Here is an 18,929-nt window from a genome sequence, read left to right on the forward strand (position 1 = left end):
GCCTGAAATCGCTTACTGCGGACCTGATTTACGTCCAGGTGACAGCACCATAGAAGTGCAAAACCCGGGCTGTTCATAAAATAACCACACAGCTGTAAGCCACGTTTAACAAGGGTTTCAAAAAGTTACCCACAGACATACCCACGATTTCCGTGGACAACTTTTCATCAATTTCGGACCTTAAAAACCCGGAGCAGTGCAAGCGTAAATTTTTGACGGATACACTCACCTTCGCGCTTGATGGCACCTGTAGTGGCCCCAAGCGCAGCCCGGCATAACCTTATGCAGCATTGGTTGTTGATTCGACCGGCTGTCGAGCGTCAAATAACCGATTTTTCGAGGCAAGGCGCAAATGGAACAACGTTGTGAAGTGGCCGTGCTTGGCCTGGGTGCGATGGGCGCTGCCACTGTCTATCAACTGGCCAGATCAGGCGTAGATGTGATTGGTATCGACCGCCACGACCCGCCACACACGTTCGGCTCCAGTCATGGCGACACGCGCATCACTCGTCTGTCGGTAGGAGAAGGCCCTCAATACCTGCCGCTGGTGCGCAGCTCGCACCGCATCTGGCGTGAACTCGAGGCGCTGAGCGGCGAATCGCTGTTCGAGCAGTGCGGTGTACTGGTGATGACCTCCAGCCCGAGTCATGACGCTGCGGACGTTGAAGATTTCACCCACAAAACCATCGCGCTGGCCCGCGCCTATGGTGTGGAGCATGAAGTCTTGGTAGCTGAAGCCATTCGCGAGCGCTTTCCCCAATTCGCCCCGGTTCTGGACACCGCCATTGGCTACTTTGAGCCAGAAGGCGGTTTTGTTCGGCCTGAACGCTGCATCGCAGTGCAACTGCGACTTGCAAAGCAACATGGCGCAAAGCTGCTGAGCCATGAGACTGTCGTGCAATTACAGTCAGACGGCGATCGGGTACGCATCACCAGCGACAAAGGCACGATCGTCGCCGACAAGGTAGTGGTCAGCGCTGGTATGTGGTCGGCCGAGCTACTGGGTGCACCATTCAGTGACCTGTTGAGAGTCTGTCGGCAAAAGCTGTTCTGGTTCGAGCTGCAGCAAGGCGCAGTGTTTGCTCCGGGCTCGCCCAGCTTCATCATGAGTCATGGACCGGGTGATGCCGACGTAAGCTACGGTTTCCCACCCCTGCCCGGCGAAAACAGCATGAAAGTGGCGACCGAGCAGTATATCGAGGCGTCGATGCCCGACACACTGAACCGTGTCATTACTGCAAGGGAAGACCAGGACATGTTCAGAACCCAGGTGCAAGGCAATATTGCCGGACTTACGCCGAACGTGGTCAAGTCTTCAGTCTGCGCCTACACCGTCACGCCGGATTACCACTTCATCATTGATGAACACCCGCAGTTGAAAAACGTGACCGTCGTGTCGGCGTGCTCCGGCCACGGCTTCAAGCACTCGGCAGGGATCGGGCTGGCCCTGGCGCAACGCTGTATTCACGGCACGAGCGATGCAGACCTTTCAGCCTTCTCACTGGCACGCTTCAACGCTGCTTTCTGATTACGCAGACCTGATCGCCGCCGTCAGTGCGCCAGCACGAAAGCTTCGTCGATGCGCGCCAGGTCGGTGTCGCGCAACGTACCGGCGTAGTAATGCAGCTTTATCCAGGCCATCAAATAGTCATAGCGGGCTTTCGCCAGATCGCGGCGAGTGCTGTAAAGCTGCTGTTCGGCGTTGAGGGCATCCAGATTGATACGCTCGCCACCCAGAATGCTCTGGCGCGTCGACTCGACCAGTGCCTGCGCCGAGACCAGTGCTTTCTGGTAAGCACGCAATTTGCTCACCCCGGAAGCACAGGCATTGAACTGGCGACGCACCTCGATAAGGGTCTCACGGGTCTTGCCCTCCAGCTCGTACTCCGCCTGCTCCCGCTTGCTGTTGGCCTGGCGCACCGAGGCGCTGGTGCCGCCTCCGGCGTACAGGGGAAGACTGAGCTCGATGCCCACCGTATTGGTGTCGTAACGCTGGTTGTAGGTATTGCCGCTGTCCGATTCGTTCTGGCGAATGCTCGCGTAGGCATTCACTGTCGGCAGATGCCCGGCGCGGTTGCGCTCCACTTCATACCGTGCCACTTCCAGTGCATGACGCTGCGACGCGAGGATCGGACTATTAGCCATGGCCAGCGCATGCCATTCGGTGAAACTGGAAGGTGCCAGTACCAGCGCCTGGAAGCTCTCCCTCAACGGCTCCAACTGCGCAATATCGATGCCCGGTTCCCCCAGCAACGCCGCCAGCTCACGCAAGGCGGCGTCCTGCTCATCGCTGGCTTCAATCTGCTCGGCAATCGCCAGCTCGTTGCGCGACTCTGCTTCAAGAATGTCGGTACGCGTACCTTCGCCCTGCTGGAACATCTGCCGGTTCTGCGCAAACTGACGTTCGAACGCCTGCTGTTTGGCGCGGGCGATATTGATCTGGTCCTGTGCGAACAGTGCCTGGGTGTAAAGAGTCAGAACCCGCACCAGCAATTCCTGACTCTTGCTGCGAAAGGTCTCGTCGGCAAACAACGCCTGAGCGAGGCCTTTGCGATAATTGGCGTAAGCCTCGTAATCGATCAGCGGCTGCTGAATCGTCAGGCTTGAACCAAAGCTGTTGTAGTGGCGATGGTCCGTGGTGTCTTCACGGCCGCCTTTGAGGGTGGCCTTGGAGTCGTTGCGCCCTTTGTTGTAGCTGTATGAAACACGCGGCAACAAGCCTGCACGACCAATGACCCGGTTTTCCAGGCCCGCGTCGCGCTCCTTGAGCGCGCCCAGGTAAGTTGGGTCGTTGCGAAGCGCCAGCTCATAGACCTGAAACGGGCCCATGGCATGAGTCAATGAAGCAGTGCCCAGCAGGATGACCGTCAGCAACGCGGCTTTCAGGGGATGACGAGACATCCTATTCCTCCGTCAACGCGGAGCCGGCACGGTCCAGCAAAGGTTTGAACAGATAATTGAGCAGTGAGCGTTCGCCGGTGCGCACAAACATTTCAGCGGGCATGCCCGGCTTGATGACCAGACCCTGAAGTTTTTCCAGCGCCGCATCGCCCACTGAAGTGCGTAGCACGTAATACGGCTGACCGGTTTTCTCATCCTGCATCTGATCAGCAGAAACCAGGCTCACTTCACCGGAAACCCGTGGCGTGCGGCTCTGATTGAACGCGGTAAAGAGGATGTCCACCGGCAGGTAGCTGGCGACCTTGTCGATCAGTTGCACGGGCAGCCGTCCCTCGACTTCCAGCCGCGTGCCTTGCGGTACGATTTCAAGCAGGGTTTCACCGGCCCGCACTACTGCGCCTTCTGTGTGCACACCCAAATTGACGGCGATGCCATCGGCAGGCGCAAGGATTGCGCTGTGTTGCAGGCTGAAACCGGCCGAGGCCAGCTGCTGTTCAAGGGTAAGCGTCTTGACTTGAGCATCGGCCCATTGGCTGCGCACTTCTTTCTGATATTCCTCGCGCTGCTGCTGAAGGCGCAACCGCGATTCGACGATACCCTGCTCTATCCGTCCGGTTTCGCCTGCGTTCTGCGCCAGGCTCTGCTGCACCTGAGAAAGCTGGCGTTGAAACTCCAGCAGGCGATTGCCCGGAATGAAACCGTTCTGCGCCAGAGGCTGCAGATTACTCAGTTGTTGACGCAACGAGTCGGCTTGGGCGAGTAAGTCCGAACGAGCGCGGCGCATGCCGGCCAGCTGCAGTCCGGCACCCTCGATGCTCGCTTGCAAGCCGGACTGCTCACGCGCCAGAGCCTGGCGTCGGCTGCTGAACAACTGGCGCTGCCCTTCAAGCACCAGCGCCAGCCGTGGGCCGGGATCTTGCCCCTGCCCGGCCGCAATCAGTTCTGCCGGAAAGCGCACCTCATCCAGATTGTCACGCTCACTCTGCCAGCGTGCCAGGCTGGCCCAGGCCATTCGATACTGGGCACGCAGCGATTGCACATCGGCCTCGACCTGAGTCTGATCAAGACGAAACAGTGGCTCACCCTCCTTTATCAACTGGCCTTCACTGACGAGAATTTTGCTCACCACGCCGCCATCCAGCGACTGCACGGCCTTGCGCTTGCCCGAGACCACGACCGTGCCCTGTACCGCAATGCCCTGGTCCAGCGGGGCCAGGCTGGCCCATAGAAAGAAGCTGCCCGCTCCGGCCAGCATGAGAATCCAGCCAGCGCGGACGAAGAACTGCACGCCGCGCTCTCTGCCCGGCACGGCGTAATGCTTGTCGAGGGAAGTACTCATACGTCGGACTGCCTGTTTTGCGTGCCGTACTGACGGCTCATGGAAAGCCCGGCAGGTGCCGAACGAAGCTGCGTGTGTGGCGATGCTGCGGGCTGTGCAGGCGGGGCCTGACCCGAAAGGGCTTGCAGCACCTGTGCGGTAGGTCCAAACGCCTGCATGCGTCCCTCGCTCAGCACCAGCAGGCGATCGGTCTGGGTCAGTGACGGAGTCCGGTGGGTAACCAGTACGACCGTGCACCCGCGAGCCTTGAGCTGACCGATTGCCTCGGTCAGCGCAGCTTCGCCTGCTGTGTCGAGGTTGGAGTTGGGCTCATCGAGGACCACCAGCTTCGGCTCGCCATACAAGGCACGGGCAAGTGCTATCCGCTGTTTCTGGCCACCGGACAATCCGCTGCCGTCGTCACTCAGAACAGTGTCGTAGCCCTGCGGCAGACGCAGTATCAGCTCATGGACTCCCGCCAGTTGCGCAGCCGCTACCACAGTATTCGCCTCGACATCGCCCTCACGAAAGCGCGCAATGTTTTGCGCAACGCTGCCGCCGAACAGCTCAATGTCCTGCGGCAGATAACCGATGTACGGCCCTAGCGCTTTGCGATCCCAGCGATGCATATCGGCACCGTCAAGGCGTACCGCCCCACCCAGCAACGGCCAGACGCCGACCAGCACACGAGCAAGCGTGGACTTTCCAGAACCGGAGGCACCGAGCACACCGAGCACTTCCCCGGCCTGCAATTGAAAGCTGACCTGTTGAACTGTCGGCAAGGTTCTGCCAGGAGGCGCAGCACTGATTTGTTCCACGCTGACCTGTCCTCGTGGCGTCGGCAACGCCATGCGTGGCTCGGGCTCCGCATAGGTTTTGAGCAGTTCATCGAGACGGCCGTAAGCCAGACGCGCAGAACTCCATTGCTTCCATACCGCAATCAACTGATCGATGGGGCTCAGCACCCTGCCCATCAGAATCGAGCCGGCAATCATCATGCCCGCAGTCATTTCGCCGCGAATCACCAACAGTGCGCCCAGACCCAGAACCAATGATTGCAGACACAGTCGCAGGGCCTTGCTGATCGAACTGATCACCGCCCCCGTGTCGCTGGCGCGGTTCTGCAAAGCCAGAAAGCGCCCATGCACATCGAACCAGCGACGACGAAGCGCTTCGAGCATGCCCATGGCCTGAATGGCCTCGGCTTGCTGCAGGTGGCGGGAAGCCAATTGTGAAGACTGCTGCGAATAACCACCGGCTTCGGCCAGCGGTTTGCGGGTCAGCCATTCGTTCAGGCAGGCCAGCGCCACCAACAACACAGCGCCGACGCTGGCCAGCAGGCCAAGCCAAGGGTCGAAGAGGAATATCACCGCCAGATAGATCGGGAACCAGGGGGCGTCAAAAAACGCAAACAAGGCCGGGCCTGTCAAAAACTGGCGGATGAACGTCAGATCGCCCAACGCCTGCCCAGCCTGACGCTGTCCGGCGTGCAGATTGCTCTCGAACGCCGCCTGATACACCCGCAGGTTGAAACGTCGCTCCAGCTCACTGCCAATGCGGATCACCACAAAGCTGCGAATCATCTCCAGCAAGCCGATGAATGCGAAAAACCCGACTACCATCAGGGTCAACATGGCCAGCGTGGTCTGGTTCTGCGACGTCAATACCCGGTCATAGACCTGCAACATGTAAATCGACGGCGCAAGCATCAACAGATTGATCAGGGCAGTGAAGCAACCGACGCCGATCAGCGCGCTCTTGTAATCCGCCAACGCCTTGTACAGCGGCGGAGGGTTGCCTTGGGGCGACGTACTCATGGTTCTTCCTTGAAAACCGCGCATGCGGTCGGGTGACATCCGTGGGGTATTCGCTGCGGACCAGGATTATCGGGCAGCAGCCAGGCACCGCCTATTGGTCCACGCGCTCCAGCATCAGCACCTTGCCGTCCGGCAGACGCGCCTGATAATGCTGCTCCCCCATGTGATTGAAGTGGATCAGTCGATTGCCCTCTTTGCCCGTCAAAGCCAGACCATCGGGCGTAGGGAACCAGCCGACAGGCGCTTCGTGCAACCATTTTGCGGCGCAGGCGGAATCACCGCCCAATTGCGGCATATCGGTATTGAGCTGCAGTTCACAGGCTTGATCAGCCTGCGCCTGGACAAACAGCTGCCACTTGCCGCTGAGTTCAGCGGGGCTGGGCAGTTTCAGACTCATGGCCATGCTGACTCCGGAAATACTCGTCAGCAGCGCAAAAGCAGCGAGCGAGTATTGAAAAAAACGATTTGGCTTCATAGGGACGAACGTTCCAGATCACAGGCGGACCAATTGACCCGCCTATGAGTCTTACCGATTAAACAATGATGTCAGCAGCGACTGCCTGACCAATAGTGCCAACCAGGAAATCACCTACGCCCTTACCGGTGAAGTCGATCGCCAGGCTGCCCAGATTGCTGCTCTGGTTGTAGTTCAGAATCGCCTCCCCGGCATGGCCGCTGAACGCATTGACAAACTGCAGCGCGCTCAGTGTGGATATGGCCGATACATCGATTTTGTCCTGACCGCTGACGAAATCGCGAATCGTGTCCTGGGCAGCACGATTGGAATCGGAACTGGCACCAAATACGAAAATGTCCGCACCTGCACCACCGGTCAGGCTGTCGGCACCACCACCGCCGTAGATGATGTCGTTGCCGGCACCACCTTTGAGGTCGTTGGCAGCGGCATTGCCGATCAACAGGTCGTTGCCCGAACCGCCCAGCGCATTCTCGACCACCACGCCTTTGGCAATTGATACGTTACCCACCATGCCACCGACGTCCGAGAACGAGGCCGCATTGAGGTTGATCTTTTGGTTCTGGGTGAAGCCCGAGAAGTCGAGAGTATCCTTGCCCCCGCCGTCCCATACCGAAAACACCACCTTGGAAGAGGCAGACGTGGCGCTGTAGAAATCGCGCCCGGCGGTGGAGTTGAAACCGTAGACCGTATCACCTGCACGGGAGCTCATATTCGCACCGTAGAGCTGCTGAACCGCCGCAATATCGTCCAGCAACGGCGCCGAGGAATACGCCGCAGCGCCGCCCTTGACGAAGTTCTGGTCGGTATTGGACTCACTCCAATAACTCATGACGCTGTAACCACGCGTGTCTTCTGCGTAGCTGGCATCCTTGTAGGTCGGGTTGCCTTCCCCGGCGTTATAGTCGCCAGGGTGGGACAGGCCCAGTGTATGGCCGATTTCATGGGTCAAGGTCTGGCGACCATAATTGCCATTGTCCGGCGTGGTATTGACCTTGTAGCTGTTATCGACAAGGTACCAGGACTGACCGTCAGTACGGCTGTTGCCGCTGGGCAGGAAGGCAAACGCCGCTCCGCCATCACTGCCGTTGCTGTAATTACCGAAGGTCATGTGCCCGTCGCCGCCAGAGGCCGCCTGAGTGAAGCTGACCTTGGCAACGTCCGCCCAGGACTGCATCGACAATACGGCCTGCGCTTTCTGCTGCGCGTTGAACGCACTGAAAGTACCCAGCGAATTGTCGAACCCGGCAGGCTTGGCAGTCAGGAAGGTATAAGTGAGGTTGATGGTGCCGTTGCCATCGCGATCAGTCCACGCGGCGTCATCGCGAAGGATGTAATCGGCGGCCTGGTCGACCGAATACGAAGGCTTGCCATTGATCGTGAGGTTGCCGCCACGGTCATACTGGTGAGCGAAGGTATTGATCTGATCGTATGCGGTACTGGTAGCCGCAGAAAGTTGAATTGCAGCATTTTCTTTGACTTTCGTCATGACACTTCCTTGTTTGCTGATTGAACAGGTTAGGTACGACAGGACTCTCCCCTGTAGCGAGAGAGTCCAGTCACTCGCTTTGTGAAGCGCAAAATCATGTTGCGTAACAAAACTGACACATCATGAAATCTTGTGTCCAGCGCCGTTCGATGATGTCAAGTGGCCCAAAACTGGAAAGTGCCTACTGGCCTTGGGGAATCGCCCGATATTATTTTTCGTGATGAACGAAAGCCGATAACTACCTGAATCGACGAGAGCATTCTTGATAAAGATGACTGATCGGTCAGACTTCTTATGATTCGAACTTCACCTGACGGACCGATTTCAGCCAACCCGGCTGACACGAACGTCCTGATGGTTCCCAAGCCGTAGAAATGCAAAAGCCCCGACAGGTCGGGGCTTTTGTGTGGAGCGGAACGGCCTGAAGATTCAGGCCGGTCATCATCAATCGTCGCGGCTCATGATGCCGAAAATCTGCAGCAGGCTGACGAACAGATTGTAAATGGAGACATACAGGCTGACCGTCGCCATGATGTAGTTGCGCTCACCGCCCTGAATGATCGCGCTGGTCTGGAACAGGATGCAGACCGAAGAGAACAGCACGAAACCGGCGCTGATCGCCAGTTGCAGGCCGCTGATCTGGAAGAACATGCTCGCCAGCACCGCACCCAGTAGCACGAAGAAACCTGCGGTGATGAAACCACCCAGGAAGCTCATGTCCTTGCGGGTAATCAGTACATACGCGGACAGACCGCCGAAGACCAGTGCAGTCATCGCGAAGGCAGAACTGACGACCTCGGCACCACCGGCCATGCCCAGATAGCGATTAAGGATCGGGCCAAGCAAAAACCCCATGAAACCTGTCAGGGCAAAAGTAGAAACCAGACCCCAGACCGAATCACGCAATTTGTTGGTCAGGAAGAACAGGCCATAGAAGCCGATCAGCACCACGAAAATGTTCGGGTAGCCGACGCGCATCTGCTGGGCGACGAATGCCATGACACCGCTGAAAGCCAGCGTCAGGGCGAGAAGACCGTAAGTGTTGCGCAGGACACGACTAACCTCTAGCTGGTCGGCCTGCATGCCGGTTTTAAGGCTGTAATCCTGTTCGCGCATGGCGAAACTCCTTGCTGTTGAAATGTTGAGTTGCAAAGATCATAACAGAGGCGCTGCAACTGGCTAGTCACAGAGTTTGACAGCTTGTTTCATTCCGGTATTATGGCGCCCGCAACGAAGTGGAGGTATGGCCGAGTGGTTTAAGGCAGCAGTCTTGAAAACTGCCGACTGTAACAGGTCCTAGAGTTCGAATCTCTATGCCTCCGCCATATTTGGCAGCGCAAAGCCCTGATTATTCAGGGCTTTGTCGTTTCTGCCTTTCGTGAAATGCAGCCTCCTCCCTCCTCTTGCAAGCCTATTCCCGCAACCTGATATATTGATGCCCGTTCCGTATCAATCTCTCTGGCTCATGCAATGCCCATCAATTTCGACCTCAACGACCTCCAGGCATTTCGTGCAGTGGTCGAGAACGGCAGCTTCCGCAAGGCAGCAGACGCCGTACAGATCACTCAGCCTGCACTTAGTCGCCGCATAGAAAAGCTCGAGTCTGCGCTGAACGTGAAGCTGTTCGAGCGTACGACCCGCAGGGTCAGCCTGACCACGGTCGGCCGTGCATTTCTGCCCCAGGTCGAGCGGATTCTTGATGATCTGGACAGCGCATTGATGACCATCGACGGTGTCGGCTCCACGCGAATGGGCAGCGTAACGATTGCCTGCGTGCCTTCAGCCGCCTATTACTTCATGCCCCAGGTCATCAGCGCCTTCCACCGGCTGTTTCCGAAAATCAGAATCCGGGTCATGGACGCCAGCGCCAATGAAGTCAACAGCGCAGTTGCCTTGGGCGAAGCAGATTTCGGGGTGAGTTTCAGCGGCAATCTGGCACCGGAAGTGGATTTCGAGCTGCTTTTGCAGGAACGCTATGTGATGGCCTGCAGGCGGGATCATCCGCTTGCAACGTGCGACAGCGTCAGTTGGGAAGAGATGTACCGCCACGACTACATCGCGCTGGACATCACATCCGGCAACCGCCTGGTGCTGGATCAGGCGCTGGCACCTTCGCGCCCGCATAACGAGAGCATCTGCGAGACACGCCATGTCACCACCATGATCGGCCTGGTGGAAGCCGGGCTTGGCGTGGCGGCAGTACCGTCGATCGCCATGCCGATGACCGCTCACCCGTTTCTGGTGAGCGTGCCATTGGTTGCGCCCGAGGTGATTCGCAACGTAGGGCTGATCAAGCGTCGTGGCAGGACCTTGACACCGGCAGCCCTCGAGCTGGAACAGCTGGTCAGGAAAATGCCATCACGCTCAGCGGGGAACTGAATCCAGCCCCGTGGACTGCACCGTGTCCTGGGCTTCCGGGGAGGCGAGGTAATCCAGCAAGGCTTTCGCTTCTTTCGGGTGCCCGGCATTGAGCGGGATGCCAGCGGCATACCGGGTAACCGACTGAATATCTTCCGGGATCTTCGCCACAAACGTCACGCCGGGAATCGGCAGCAGCTCGGCAACCTGCTGAAAGCCCACTTCGTAGTCGCCCTTGGCAACGACGGATGCAACCGGGATACGCTCGATCATCTTGCCTTTGGGCGTGAGTTCCTTCTCGATACCAAGCTTTTTGAAAAGCTCTTTTTCGATGTACACGCCACTGGCGCTGTCGGAGTACGCGACCGATTTTGCCTTGAGCAAGGTGGACTTGAGTTCACTGTCGGTGCCTATTGCAGGCTTGGCCGCACCCTCCTTCACCACCATCCCGATTCGCGAATCCGCCAGCTCGACACGTGATGCAGGGTCTACCTTGCCTTGCCTGATCAGATCATCCAGCGCATAGCCGACCATGATCACTACATCGGCATGCTCGCCACGGGCCAGACGATTCGGAATAGCCTCGGGTGCCTTGCCCATCGACGGCCCTAGAATAGTGTCCAGCGTGTCCCCGCTGGACGCCGCATAGTGTGGCCCGAGCAATTTGTAAGCAGCGGTGAAGCCACCCGATGTCATGACCTTGAGCTCTTCAGCCTGAGCAGCAGCGCTGATGGCCATGCAGCCCAGAAAAAGTAACGCCAATGGATATTTATGCAAAGTTTTCATCGTTGTTTTCCTTGATTACACAGCCAGTTGCGGGCGAACCGAAAGGTGCCGATAGAGCACCAGCGTCGCGCCCAGCGCGCAGGCTGCAGCGAACGTCATCCAGTAAGCAGGCGCGGCCTTGTCACCGGTCAGATGGATCAGCCAGGTCGAAATCGCCGGGGTAAAACCGCCGAAAACCGCGGTCGCCAGGCTGTAGGCCAGAGAGAACCCGGCCACCCGCACCTCTGCCGGCATGATTTCAGTCAGCGCCGGAATCATCGCGCCGTTATACAAGCCGTAGAGAAACGAGAACCACAACAGCACTTCCAGCATGTGAGCAAAGCTTGGTGCCTGGGCGAGAAAGGACAACGCCGGATAAGCGCTGATAATGGTCAGCAGTGTCATCGCTACCAGCAGCGGCTTGCGTCCGAAACGGTCGCTCAACATGCCACCGACAGGCAACCAGAGAAAATTGGAGACACCGACCAGCAAGGTGACCAGAAGAGCATCAGCAGTATTCAGGCTAAGCACCGTCTTGCCGAAGGTCGGTGCATAGATAGTGATCAGATAGAACGTCGTGGTAGTCATCGCAACCATCAGCACTCCAGCAATGACCACACGCCAGTTTTGCAGCAGCGTGGCAAACACTTGTCGCATGGTCGGACGCTGAGCGCGAGTGGCGAATTCCTCGGTTTCCTGCAGGCTGCGGCGTAACAGGAAAATGAACGGGATGATCAGGCAGCCGATGGCGAACGGAATCCTCCAGCCCCAGTCGGCAACGGCCGTAGGCGACATCCATTGGTTCAAGGCATAACCCAGCGCGGCAGCGACAACGATTGCCACCTGCTGACTGCCTGACTGCCAACTGGTGTAGAACCCCTTGCGACCAGGCGTCGCCATCTCTGCCAGATATACCGACACGCCACCCAATTCCGCGCCTGCGGAAAAGCCTTGCAGCAAGCGACCGACCAATACCAAAGCTGGTGCCCACAAGCCGATGCTCGCGTAGCCGGGCACCAGGACAATCAGCAACGTGCCACTGGCCATGATCGACAGCGTCACGATCAAGCCTTTGCGCCGGCCCACGTCATCGATGTAAGCGCCCAGAATCACGGCACCCAGCGGGCGCATCAGGAAGCCCGCTCCGAAGACCGCAAAGGTCATCATCAGCGAAGCAAACTCACTGCTGGCCGGGAAAAAGGCGGAGGCGATCTGGGTGGCATAAAAGCCGAACAGGAAGAAATCGAATTGCTCGAGGAAATTACCGGAGGTGACCCGAAATACCGCGCCTGCCTTCGACCGGGAGGATTCTTTTCGTAATGGGGATGAGCCGTGCATCAGTGTTCTCCAGCGATCTTATTAGAGTGTTGTAAGCGCTTATGAGGGAAGAGTCTGCCGGACACACTTTGAAACGATAAGTGCTATGTTTTCATCGATTGATGCTCTATGGACATCAATGGAAACTCAGACGGTTGCGCCCTGCCCCGGCACTTGCAGGTCAACCCGCGCCAAACTCACACGCCGGCCCATGAATTCTTTATCATTGCGCATGTTTTGTTGGCAGAGCCGATCATGAAATTCGCCATCTCCCTTTTTTCAGCCGCCCATGCCCCCTCCTCGCGGCGTGCCTTGCTGTTTGCCAGAGCGGCGCTGGCCGGCGGACATGAAATCGTCCGACTGTTCTTCTATCAGGACGGCGTACACAGCGCGTCGGCCAATATCGTGACGCCTCAGGATGAACAGGACGTGGCGTTGCAGTGGCGTGACTTCATCGCCGAGCACGGCCTGGACGGTGTGGTGTGCATTGCTGCAGCACTGCGACGTGGCGTGCTCGACACGCAAGAGGCCGAGCGCTATCAACGGCCAGCGGCCAACCTGCACCAGCCTTGGGAGTTGTCCGGGCTGGGTCAGCTGCACGATGCCGTGCAATCGGCCGACCGTTTGGTCTGTTTCGGAGGGCCGTGAGATGTCCAGATCACTGTTGGTTGTCAGCCGCCAGTCGCCGTGGTCCGGCCCCGGAGCCCGTGAAGCACTTGACATCGTCCTGGCGGGCGGTGCATTCGATCTGTCGATCGGCCTGCTGTTTCTGGATGACGGCGTTTTCCAGTTGTCGCCACAGCAGTTTCCAGGTGCCCTGCAACAGAAAGACCTGACCGCGAACCTGAAGGCGTTGTCGATGTTTGGCGTTGAAGAGCTCTATGCCTGCGGACATAGCCTGGCCGAGCGCGGCATCCCACTCGACGCTTTGAGTGAAGAAATCAGCCCGCTGTCCACCCACGCCGGTTTGTCGGCACTTTTTGACCGTTACGACGAGGTCATTACGATCTGATGGCTACCTTGCACGTTCTCTCTCACTCACCGTTTGCCGACACCCGACTGGACAGTTGCCTGCGCTTGCTGGGCAATGATGACGGCGTTTTGCTCTGCGGCGACGCCACCTATGCGCTGATGCCGTCCAGCGCACCGTTCCTGGCCGTACAGCACCTGTTCGGCTCATCGCAGCTGTTTGTGCTTGACGAGGACATCAAGGCGCGCAATCTGCCGCTCCCTGCTGGAGCAAACGGCATCGACTACCCTGCCTTCGTGGCACTGTCGTTGCGCTTCGACAAGGTCAATACCTGGCTATGAAACAATTGACGATTGACGGGCGCAGCATCGAACTGGACAAGGATGGCTTTCTGAAAGACCTGGAAGACTGGTCGCTGGACGTCGCTCGCGCCCTGTCCGCCGAGGAAGGTATCGCCCTGGGTGCCGAGCACATTGAAATCCTTCAGTTGCTGAGGGAGTTCTACGCCGAATTCCAGCTCTCGCCAGCCACGCGGCCACTGATCAAATACACCGCGCTGAAACTGGGCACGGAAAAGGGCAACAGCCTGCACCTCAACCGCCTGTTCAACGGTACTCCCGCCAAACTCGCCGCCAGACTGGCGGGCCTGCCAAAGCCGACCAATTGCATATGAACGATTACGCTGAGCTTGTTACCGAAACACCTGAAGAGCATCCCTTTGCGACGTTTGTGCGCATTCTGGGCAAAGGCAAACGCGGTGCGCGCAACCTGACCCGCGAAGAAGCGCGAGAAGCCATGGGCATGTTGCTCGATGAAAAAGTCGAGGACACTCAGCTCGGGGCTTTTCTGATGCTTTTGCGCCACAAGGAAGAAAGCCCGGAGGAACTGGCGGGATTTACCGAAGCGGTGCGCGAACGCCTGAGCGCTCCCGCCATGCAGGTCGATATCGACTGGCCAACCTATGCTGGCAAAAAGCGTCACCTGCCGTGGTACTTGCTGGCGGCCAGGTGTCTTGCGCAAAACGGCGTGAAGGTCCTTCTGCATGGCGGCGGCGCTCATACGGCAGGACGCCTGTACACCGAACAACTGCTCGGCCTGCTGAAGATTCCTCTGTGCCGCAACTGGTCAGCCGTGGCCAGCTCGCTCGAGCAAGACAATCTGGCGTTTATTCCGCTGGCCGACTGGGCCCCGCAGCTGCAACGCATGATCGATCTGCGCAATACGCTGGGCCTGCGCTCGCCCATTCATTCACTGGCACGCATCCTCAACCCGTTGCAGGCCCGCTGCGGCCTGCAAAGCATCTTTCATCCGGGCTACCAGAGCGTGCATCGCGATGCCAGCAGCCTGCTGGGCGACACTGCCATTGTGGTCAAGGGTGATGGCGGCGAAATCGAGATCAACCCCGACACCATCAGCCATTTGTACGGCACCACTGGCGGCCAGCCCTGGGACGAGGAATGGCCAGCGCTTTCGCCGCGCCGTCATGTAAAACCAGCAACGCTCGACCCGCAGCAATTACTGGCCTTGTGGCGTGGAGAAATCGAAGACAGTTACCCGCAACTGGCATTGATATCGACGATGGCGCTTGCCCTGCGCGGTCTGGGTGTCGCTCGCGAGGAGGCTTTTGAGCAAGCCCGAGCGTTCTGGGATCGCCGCGACAAAAGCGTCTGATCTATCGGCTGTGGCGATGACCAGCAACCACATTCTTGCGCTTTTTCGGTCGAACCGATGCGCCCGGACTGACCTCCAAACCCTATAACCTGGATATTGGAGTCAGACATGGGCCTTCTGGTCGAAGGACACTGGCAAGACCAGTGGTACGAAAGCAGCAAAGACGGTTCCTTTCAGCGCGAGCAGGCCCAGCGACGCAACTGGGTAACGGTCGATGGGCAACCGGGACCGTCCGGTAAAGGCGGCTTTGCTGCTCAGGCGGGTCGCTACCACCTGTATGTCTCCCTGGCATGCCCGTGGGCGCATCGCACCCTCATTATGCGCAAGCTCAAAGGGCTGGAAGGCCTGATCGATGTTTCGGTGGTCAGTTGGCTGATGCTGGAAAATGGCTGGACGTTCGATCAGCAGAAAGGCTCCAGTGGCGATGCGCTGGATGACTTCCAGTTCTTCCACCAGCGCTACACGGCCGATGATCCCCAATACACTGGCCGTGTCACCGTTCCGGTGCTGTGGGACAAACAGCAGCAATGTATTGTCAGTAACGAGTCTGCGGACATCATCCGCATGTTCAATTCCGCATTCGACGAGCTGAACGGGAACACGCTGGATTTTTATCCGCAAGCGCTGCAAGCAAGCATTGACGAGCTAAACGAGCAGATCTACCCGAACGTCAACAACGGTGTGTACAGGGCCGGATTCGCCACCTCGCAGGGGGCGTATGAAGAAGCGTTCAATGATGTGTTCGCCGAACTGGACCTGCTGGAAAACCTGCTGGGCGAAAAGCGCTACCTGACGGGCAAATATCTGACCGAAGCCGACATACGTCTGTTCACTACTATCGTGCGCTTCGATGCGGTGTATTACAGCCACTTCAAATGCAACCTGCGGCGCATCGCCGACTACCCGAACCTCAGCAACTGGCTACGCGAGCTGTACCAATGGCCAGGCATCGCAGAAACCGTGAACTTCGAGCACATCAAGGGTCATTACTACGCAAGCCATCGCACCATCAACCCGACTGGCATCATAGCGAAGGGGCCAGCGCTTGATCTGCAGGCGGACCACGACCGTGAGCGGCTGTCCGGTGAGGGTGTCTGGAGCCATTGATGGATTGAAAGAAGGACGGATGGCCTAAGCGGGCTATCCGTCACAGGCTTCAGACAGTCGCCTGAGCTCCTTCGAACCACGCCAGCTTCTCACGCAATTTGACCACTTCGCCAATGATCACCAGCGTCGGCGCATGCACCTCATGCTCGGCGACCAGTTGCGGCAGATTGGCCAGGGTGCCCGTGAACACACGCTGATTGACCGTGGTGCCCTGCTGGACCAGCGCGGCCGGCGTATCAGCAGAGCGGCCATGCCTGATCAACTCTTCACAGATGACCGGCAAACCGATCAGCCCCATGTAGAACACCAGCGTCTGGGCGGGTGCTACCAGATCGGACCACGGCAAGTCTGTGGTGCCATCTTTCAAGTGACCGGTGATAAAACGCACGGATTGCGCATGATCACGATGCGTCAGCGGTATACCCGCATACGCTGCACAACCGCTGGCGGCGGTAATGCCAGGGACCACTTGAAACGGAATACCGTGCGCCGCCAGCTCTTCGATTTCCTCGCCACCACGGCCGAAGATAAACGGATCGCCGCCTTTGAGGCGCACCACCCGCTTGCCTTGCCTGGCCAGTGCAACCAGTTGCTGGTTGATCTGCTCCTGCGGAACCGCGTGCTCGGCACGGCGCTTGCCAACGTAAACACGCTCGGCATCACGACGGCACAGGTCAAGAATCGTCGGCGCGACAAGGCGGTCATACAGCACCACATCCGCTTGCTGCATCAGACGCAAGGCACGGAAGGTCAGTAGATCCGGATCACCCGGGCCGGCACCGACCAGATACACCTCACCGGTCTCCGGCGGCGGCTCGCCAGCGATCTTGGCGATCAGCAGACGCTCGGCCTCGGCCCCCTGCCCGGCCAGTTGGCGGTCGGCAATGGCACCCTGAAAAACATCCTCCCAGAATGCCCGGCGTTGCTGCACATTCGGAAACAGACCCTTGACCTGATTGCGAAAACGCGCGGCCAGCCCGGCGAGCTGCCCGTAGGTGGAGGGAATCCAGGTCTCGAGCTTGGCGCGGATCAAACGTGCCAGCACTGGCGCATCCCCGCCACTGGACACGGCAATCACCAGTGGCGAGCGGTCGACGATGGCCGGGAAGATAACCGTACACAACGCCGGGGCGTCCACCACATTGACCGGAACGCAACGCAACCGGGCGTCATGGGAAACCTGAGCATTGAGCGGCTCGTCATCCGTTGCAGCGATAATCAGCACGCAACCGTCAAGATCGCTTTCATTGTAGCCGCGCAGAATCAACTCTCCGCCGCTGTGTACGACCAGCTCACGCAACTGAGTTTCTATTTCCGGTGCAACCACGCACAACACTGCGCCGGCATCGGCAATCAGGCGTGATTTGCGCAGGGCAATTTCACCACCGCCGACCACCAGCACCCGGCTGCCACGCAGGTTATGGAACAGCGGCAGAAATTCCATTTAACCGATGACCTCAAGGCCGCCCATGTAAGGCTTGAGCACCTCGGGCACGCGAATCGACCCATCCGCCTGCTGGTAGTTTTCCAGCACCGCAACCAGTGTGCGCCCCACCGCCAGCCCCGACCCGTTAAGGGTGTGGACCAGCTCCGGCTTGCCGGTTTCCGGGTTGCGCCAGCGAGCCTGCATGCGACGCGCCTGAAAATCGCCGCAGTTGGAGCACGAAGAGATTTCGCGGTACTTGTCCTGGCTCGGAATCCACACTTCCAGGTCGTAGGTCTTTACGGCGCTGAACCCCATGTCGCCGGTGCACAGCGCCAGCGTACGGTATGGCAGTTCCAGCAATTGCAAAACGCGCTCGGCGTTGCCGGTCAGCGATTCAAGCGCGGCCATGGAGTCCTCGGGCGCGACGATCTGAACCATCTCTACCTTGTCGAACTGGTGCTGGCGAATCATGCCGCGCGTATCACGGCCGGACGCGCCCGCTTCGCTGCGGAAGCAAGGAGTGTGGGCAACGAACTTGAGGGGCAGCTGTTTCGCATCGAGAATTTCACCCGACACGATATTGGTCAGCGACACTTCAGCGGTCGGGATCAGGTACAGATCGGCTTCGCCCTCGCGGGAAATCCTGAACAGGTCTTCTTCGAACTTGGGCAACTGGCCCGTACCCTGCAACGCGGGTGCCTGCACCAGATAAGGCGTGTAGGCCTCTTCGTAACCGTGCTCGTTGATGTGCAGATTGATCATGAATTGTGCCAGCGCACGATGCAGGCGCGCGATGGGGCCACGCAACAGCGCAAAACGCGCACCGGACAGCTTGGCAGCGGTCTCGAAATCAAGCCAGCCGAATTTCTCGCCCAGCGCAACGTGATCCTTGACCTCGAAATCGAAGGCAGTCGGCGTACCCCAGCGACGCACTTCAACGTTGCCTTCTTCATCGGCACCCACCGGAACGGATTCGTGAGGCAGGTTCGGAATGCGCAACGCCAGTGCATCCAGTTCGGCCTGAATGCCGTCCAGCTCGACCTTGCCTTCGCTCAACTCGTTGCCCATACGCTCGACATCAGCCATCAACGGCGCAATGTCTTCGCCGCGCTGTTTGGCCTGTCCAATGGATTTGGAACGTGCATTGCGCTCAGCCTGCAGTTGTTCGGTGCGGGTCTGCACCACTTTGCGCTGAGCTTCCAGCGCTTCGATGCGCGCCACATCCAGTGTAAAACCACGGGAAGCCAGGCGATCCGCTACGTCCTGAAGTTGAGTACGTAACAGTTTGGAATCGAGCATATCGTTCTCTCGTCTA

18 protein-coding genes and 1 tRNA gene are annotated in these 18,929 nt (G+C 58.6%); 9 read left to right on the forward strand and 10 right to left on the reverse strand.

Annotation, left to right across the window (positions count from 1 at the left end; genetic code table 11):
• The first annotated feature begins 352 nt into the window (after positions 1–352).
• Positions 353–1,528 (forward strand): N-methyl-L-tryptophan oxidase, encoded by a 1,176-nt coding sequence (gene solA, locus MME58_RS16175; RefSeq protein WP_055006670.1) that lies wholly within the window; start codon positions 353–355, stop codon positions 1,526–1,528.
• Between the two features lie 23 nt (positions 1,529–1,551).
• Here the strand turns inward: solA and MME58_RS16180 are convergent, their stop codons facing one another.
• From MME58_RS16180 to MME58_RS16205, 6 genes are all read right to left on the reverse strand, one after another.
• A complete protein-coding gene (locus MME58_RS16180; protein ID WP_055006669.1) occupies positions 1,552–2,901 on the reverse strand; it encodes a TolC family outer membrane protein in 1,350 nt (449 codons plus the stop codon).
• Between the two features lies 1 nt (position 2,902).
• The gene (locus MME58_RS16185; protein ID WP_055006668.1) at positions 2,903–4,240 is read right to left on the reverse strand and encodes an HlyD family type I secretion periplasmic adaptor subunit; all 1,338 of its coding nucleotides are present in this window, start codon (positions 4,238–4,240) and stop codon (positions 2,903–2,905) included.
• Entirely contained in the window at positions 4,237–6,036 is a 1,800-nt protein-coding gene (locus tag MME58_RS16190; RefSeq protein WP_055006667.1) for a type I secretion system permease/ATPase, read from the reverse strand. Before MME58_RS16190 ends, MME58_RS16185 begins: the two co-directional genes overlap by 4 nt.
• A 91-nt stretch (positions 6,037–6,127) precedes the next feature.
• Positions 6,128–6,511, reverse strand: a complete 384-nt coding sequence (locus tag MME58_RS16195; RefSeq protein WP_158506074.1) for a protease inhibitor Inh/omp19 family protein — start codon at positions 6,509–6,511, stop codon at positions 6,128–6,130.
• Positions 6,512–6,569: 58 nt separating this feature from the next.
• Complete coding sequence (locus tag MME58_RS16200) at positions 6,570–8,000, reverse strand: serralysin family metalloprotease (protein ID WP_055006666.1); 1,431 nt, start codon at positions 7,998–8,000, stop codon at positions 6,570–6,572.
• A 444-nt stretch (positions 8,001–8,444) separates the two neighbouring features.
• Positions 8,445–9,116, reverse strand: a complete 672-nt coding sequence (locus tag MME58_RS16205) for a Bax inhibitor-1/YccA family protein (RefSeq protein ID WP_007249162.1) — start codon at positions 9,114–9,116, stop codon at positions 8,445–8,447.
• A gap of 121 nt (positions 9,117–9,237) precedes the next feature.
• On the opposite strand from MME58_RS16205, the gene MME58_RS16210 reads away from it, so the two are divergent.
• Together MME58_RS16210 and MME58_RS16215 are read left to right on the forward strand one after the other, a co-directional pair.
• Positions 9,238–9,325 (forward strand) — tRNA-Ser (locus tag MME58_RS16210).
• Positions 9,326–9,470: 145 nt separating this feature from the next.
• Complete coding sequence (locus MME58_RS16215; RefSeq protein WP_054987562.1) at positions 9,471–10,379, forward strand: LysR family transcriptional regulator; 909 nt, start codon at positions 9,471–9,473, stop codon at positions 10,377–10,379.
• On the opposite strand, the gene MME58_RS16220 is transcribed toward MME58_RS16215, so the two are convergent.
• Together MME58_RS16220 and tcuC are read right to left on the reverse strand one after the other, a co-directional pair.
• Positions 10,365–11,144 carry a substrate-binding domain-containing protein gene (locus MME58_RS16220; protein ID WP_055006665.1) on the reverse strand — a complete coding sequence of 260 codons (780 nt, stop codon included), beginning with the start codon at positions 11,142–11,144 and terminating at the stop codon, positions 10,365–10,367. The two genes, MME58_RS16215 and MME58_RS16220, sit on opposite strands and share 15 nt — an antisense overlap.
• A gap of 15 nt (positions 11,145–11,159) precedes the next feature.
• Positions 11,160–12,461 (reverse strand): MFS transporter, encoded by a 1,302-nt coding sequence (tcuC, locus tag MME58_RS16225; RefSeq protein WP_055006664.1) that lies wholly within the window; start codon positions 12,459–12,461, stop codon positions 11,160–11,162.
• Between the two features lie 234 nt (positions 12,462–12,695).
• On the opposite strand from tcuC, the gene tusD reads away from it, so the two are divergent.
• The 6 genes from tusD to MME58_RS16255 all read left to right on the forward strand — a co-directional run bounded on the left by tusD (position 12,696) and on the right by MME58_RS16255 (position 16,188).
• Positions 12,696–13,088, forward strand: coding sequence for a sulfurtransferase complex subunit TusD (gene tusD, locus MME58_RS16230; protein ID WP_054987578.1), 393 nt, complete (start codon positions 12,696–12,698; stop codon positions 13,086–13,088).
• 1 nt (position 13,089) lies between these two features.
• The gene (gene tusC, locus MME58_RS16235; RefSeq protein ID WP_054987560.1) at positions 13,090–13,452 is read left to right on the forward strand and encodes a sulfurtransferase complex subunit TusC; all 363 of its coding nucleotides are present in this window, start codon (positions 13,090–13,092) and stop codon (positions 13,450–13,452) included.
• Positions 13,452–13,751 (forward strand): sulfurtransferase complex subunit TusB, encoded by a 300-nt coding sequence (gene tusB, locus MME58_RS16240; protein ID WP_054987559.1) that lies wholly within the window; start codon positions 13,452–13,454, stop codon positions 13,749–13,751. The genes tusC and tusB overlap by 1 nt, the downstream gene beginning before the upstream one ends.
• Complete coding sequence (locus tag MME58_RS16245; RefSeq protein WP_054987558.1) at positions 13,748–14,083, forward strand: TusE/DsrC/DsvC family sulfur relay protein; 336 nt, start codon at positions 13,748–13,750, stop codon at positions 14,081–14,083. Before tusB ends, MME58_RS16245 begins: the two co-directional genes overlap by 4 nt.
• Positions 14,080–15,081 carry a glycosyl transferase family protein gene (locus tag MME58_RS16250; protein ID WP_054987557.1) on the forward strand — a complete coding sequence of 334 codons (1,002 nt, stop codon included), beginning with the start codon at positions 14,080–14,082 and terminating at the stop codon, positions 15,079–15,081. The genes MME58_RS16245 and MME58_RS16250 overlap by 4 nt, the downstream gene beginning before the upstream one ends.
• 108 nt (positions 15,082–15,189) lie before the next feature.
• Positions 15,190–16,188 (forward strand): glutathione S-transferase family protein, encoded by a 999-nt coding sequence (locus MME58_RS16255; protein ID WP_055006663.1) that lies wholly within the window; start codon positions 15,190–15,192, stop codon positions 16,186–16,188.
• Positions 16,189–16,237: 49 nt separating this feature from the next.
• Here MME58_RS16255 and cysG read toward each other — a convergent pair whose 3' ends face one another.
• Positions 16,238–17,632, reverse strand: a complete 1,395-nt coding sequence (gene cysG, locus MME58_RS16260) for a siroheme synthase CysG (RefSeq protein ID WP_055006662.1) — start codon at positions 17,630–17,632, stop codon at positions 16,238–16,240.
• Complete coding sequence (serS, locus tag MME58_RS16265) at positions 17,633–18,913, reverse strand: serine--tRNA ligase (RefSeq protein ID WP_054986960.1); 1,281 nt, start codon at positions 18,911–18,913, stop codon at positions 17,633–17,635.
• Positions 18,914–18,929 lie beyond the last annotated feature (16 nt).

The organism is Pseudomonas syringae pv. tagetis (genome assembly GCF_022557255.1).
In the GTDB taxonomy this organism is placed as follows: domain Bacteria; phylum Pseudomonadota; class Gammaproteobacteria; order Pseudomonadales; family Pseudomonadaceae; genus Aquipseudomonas; species Aquipseudomonas caricapapayae.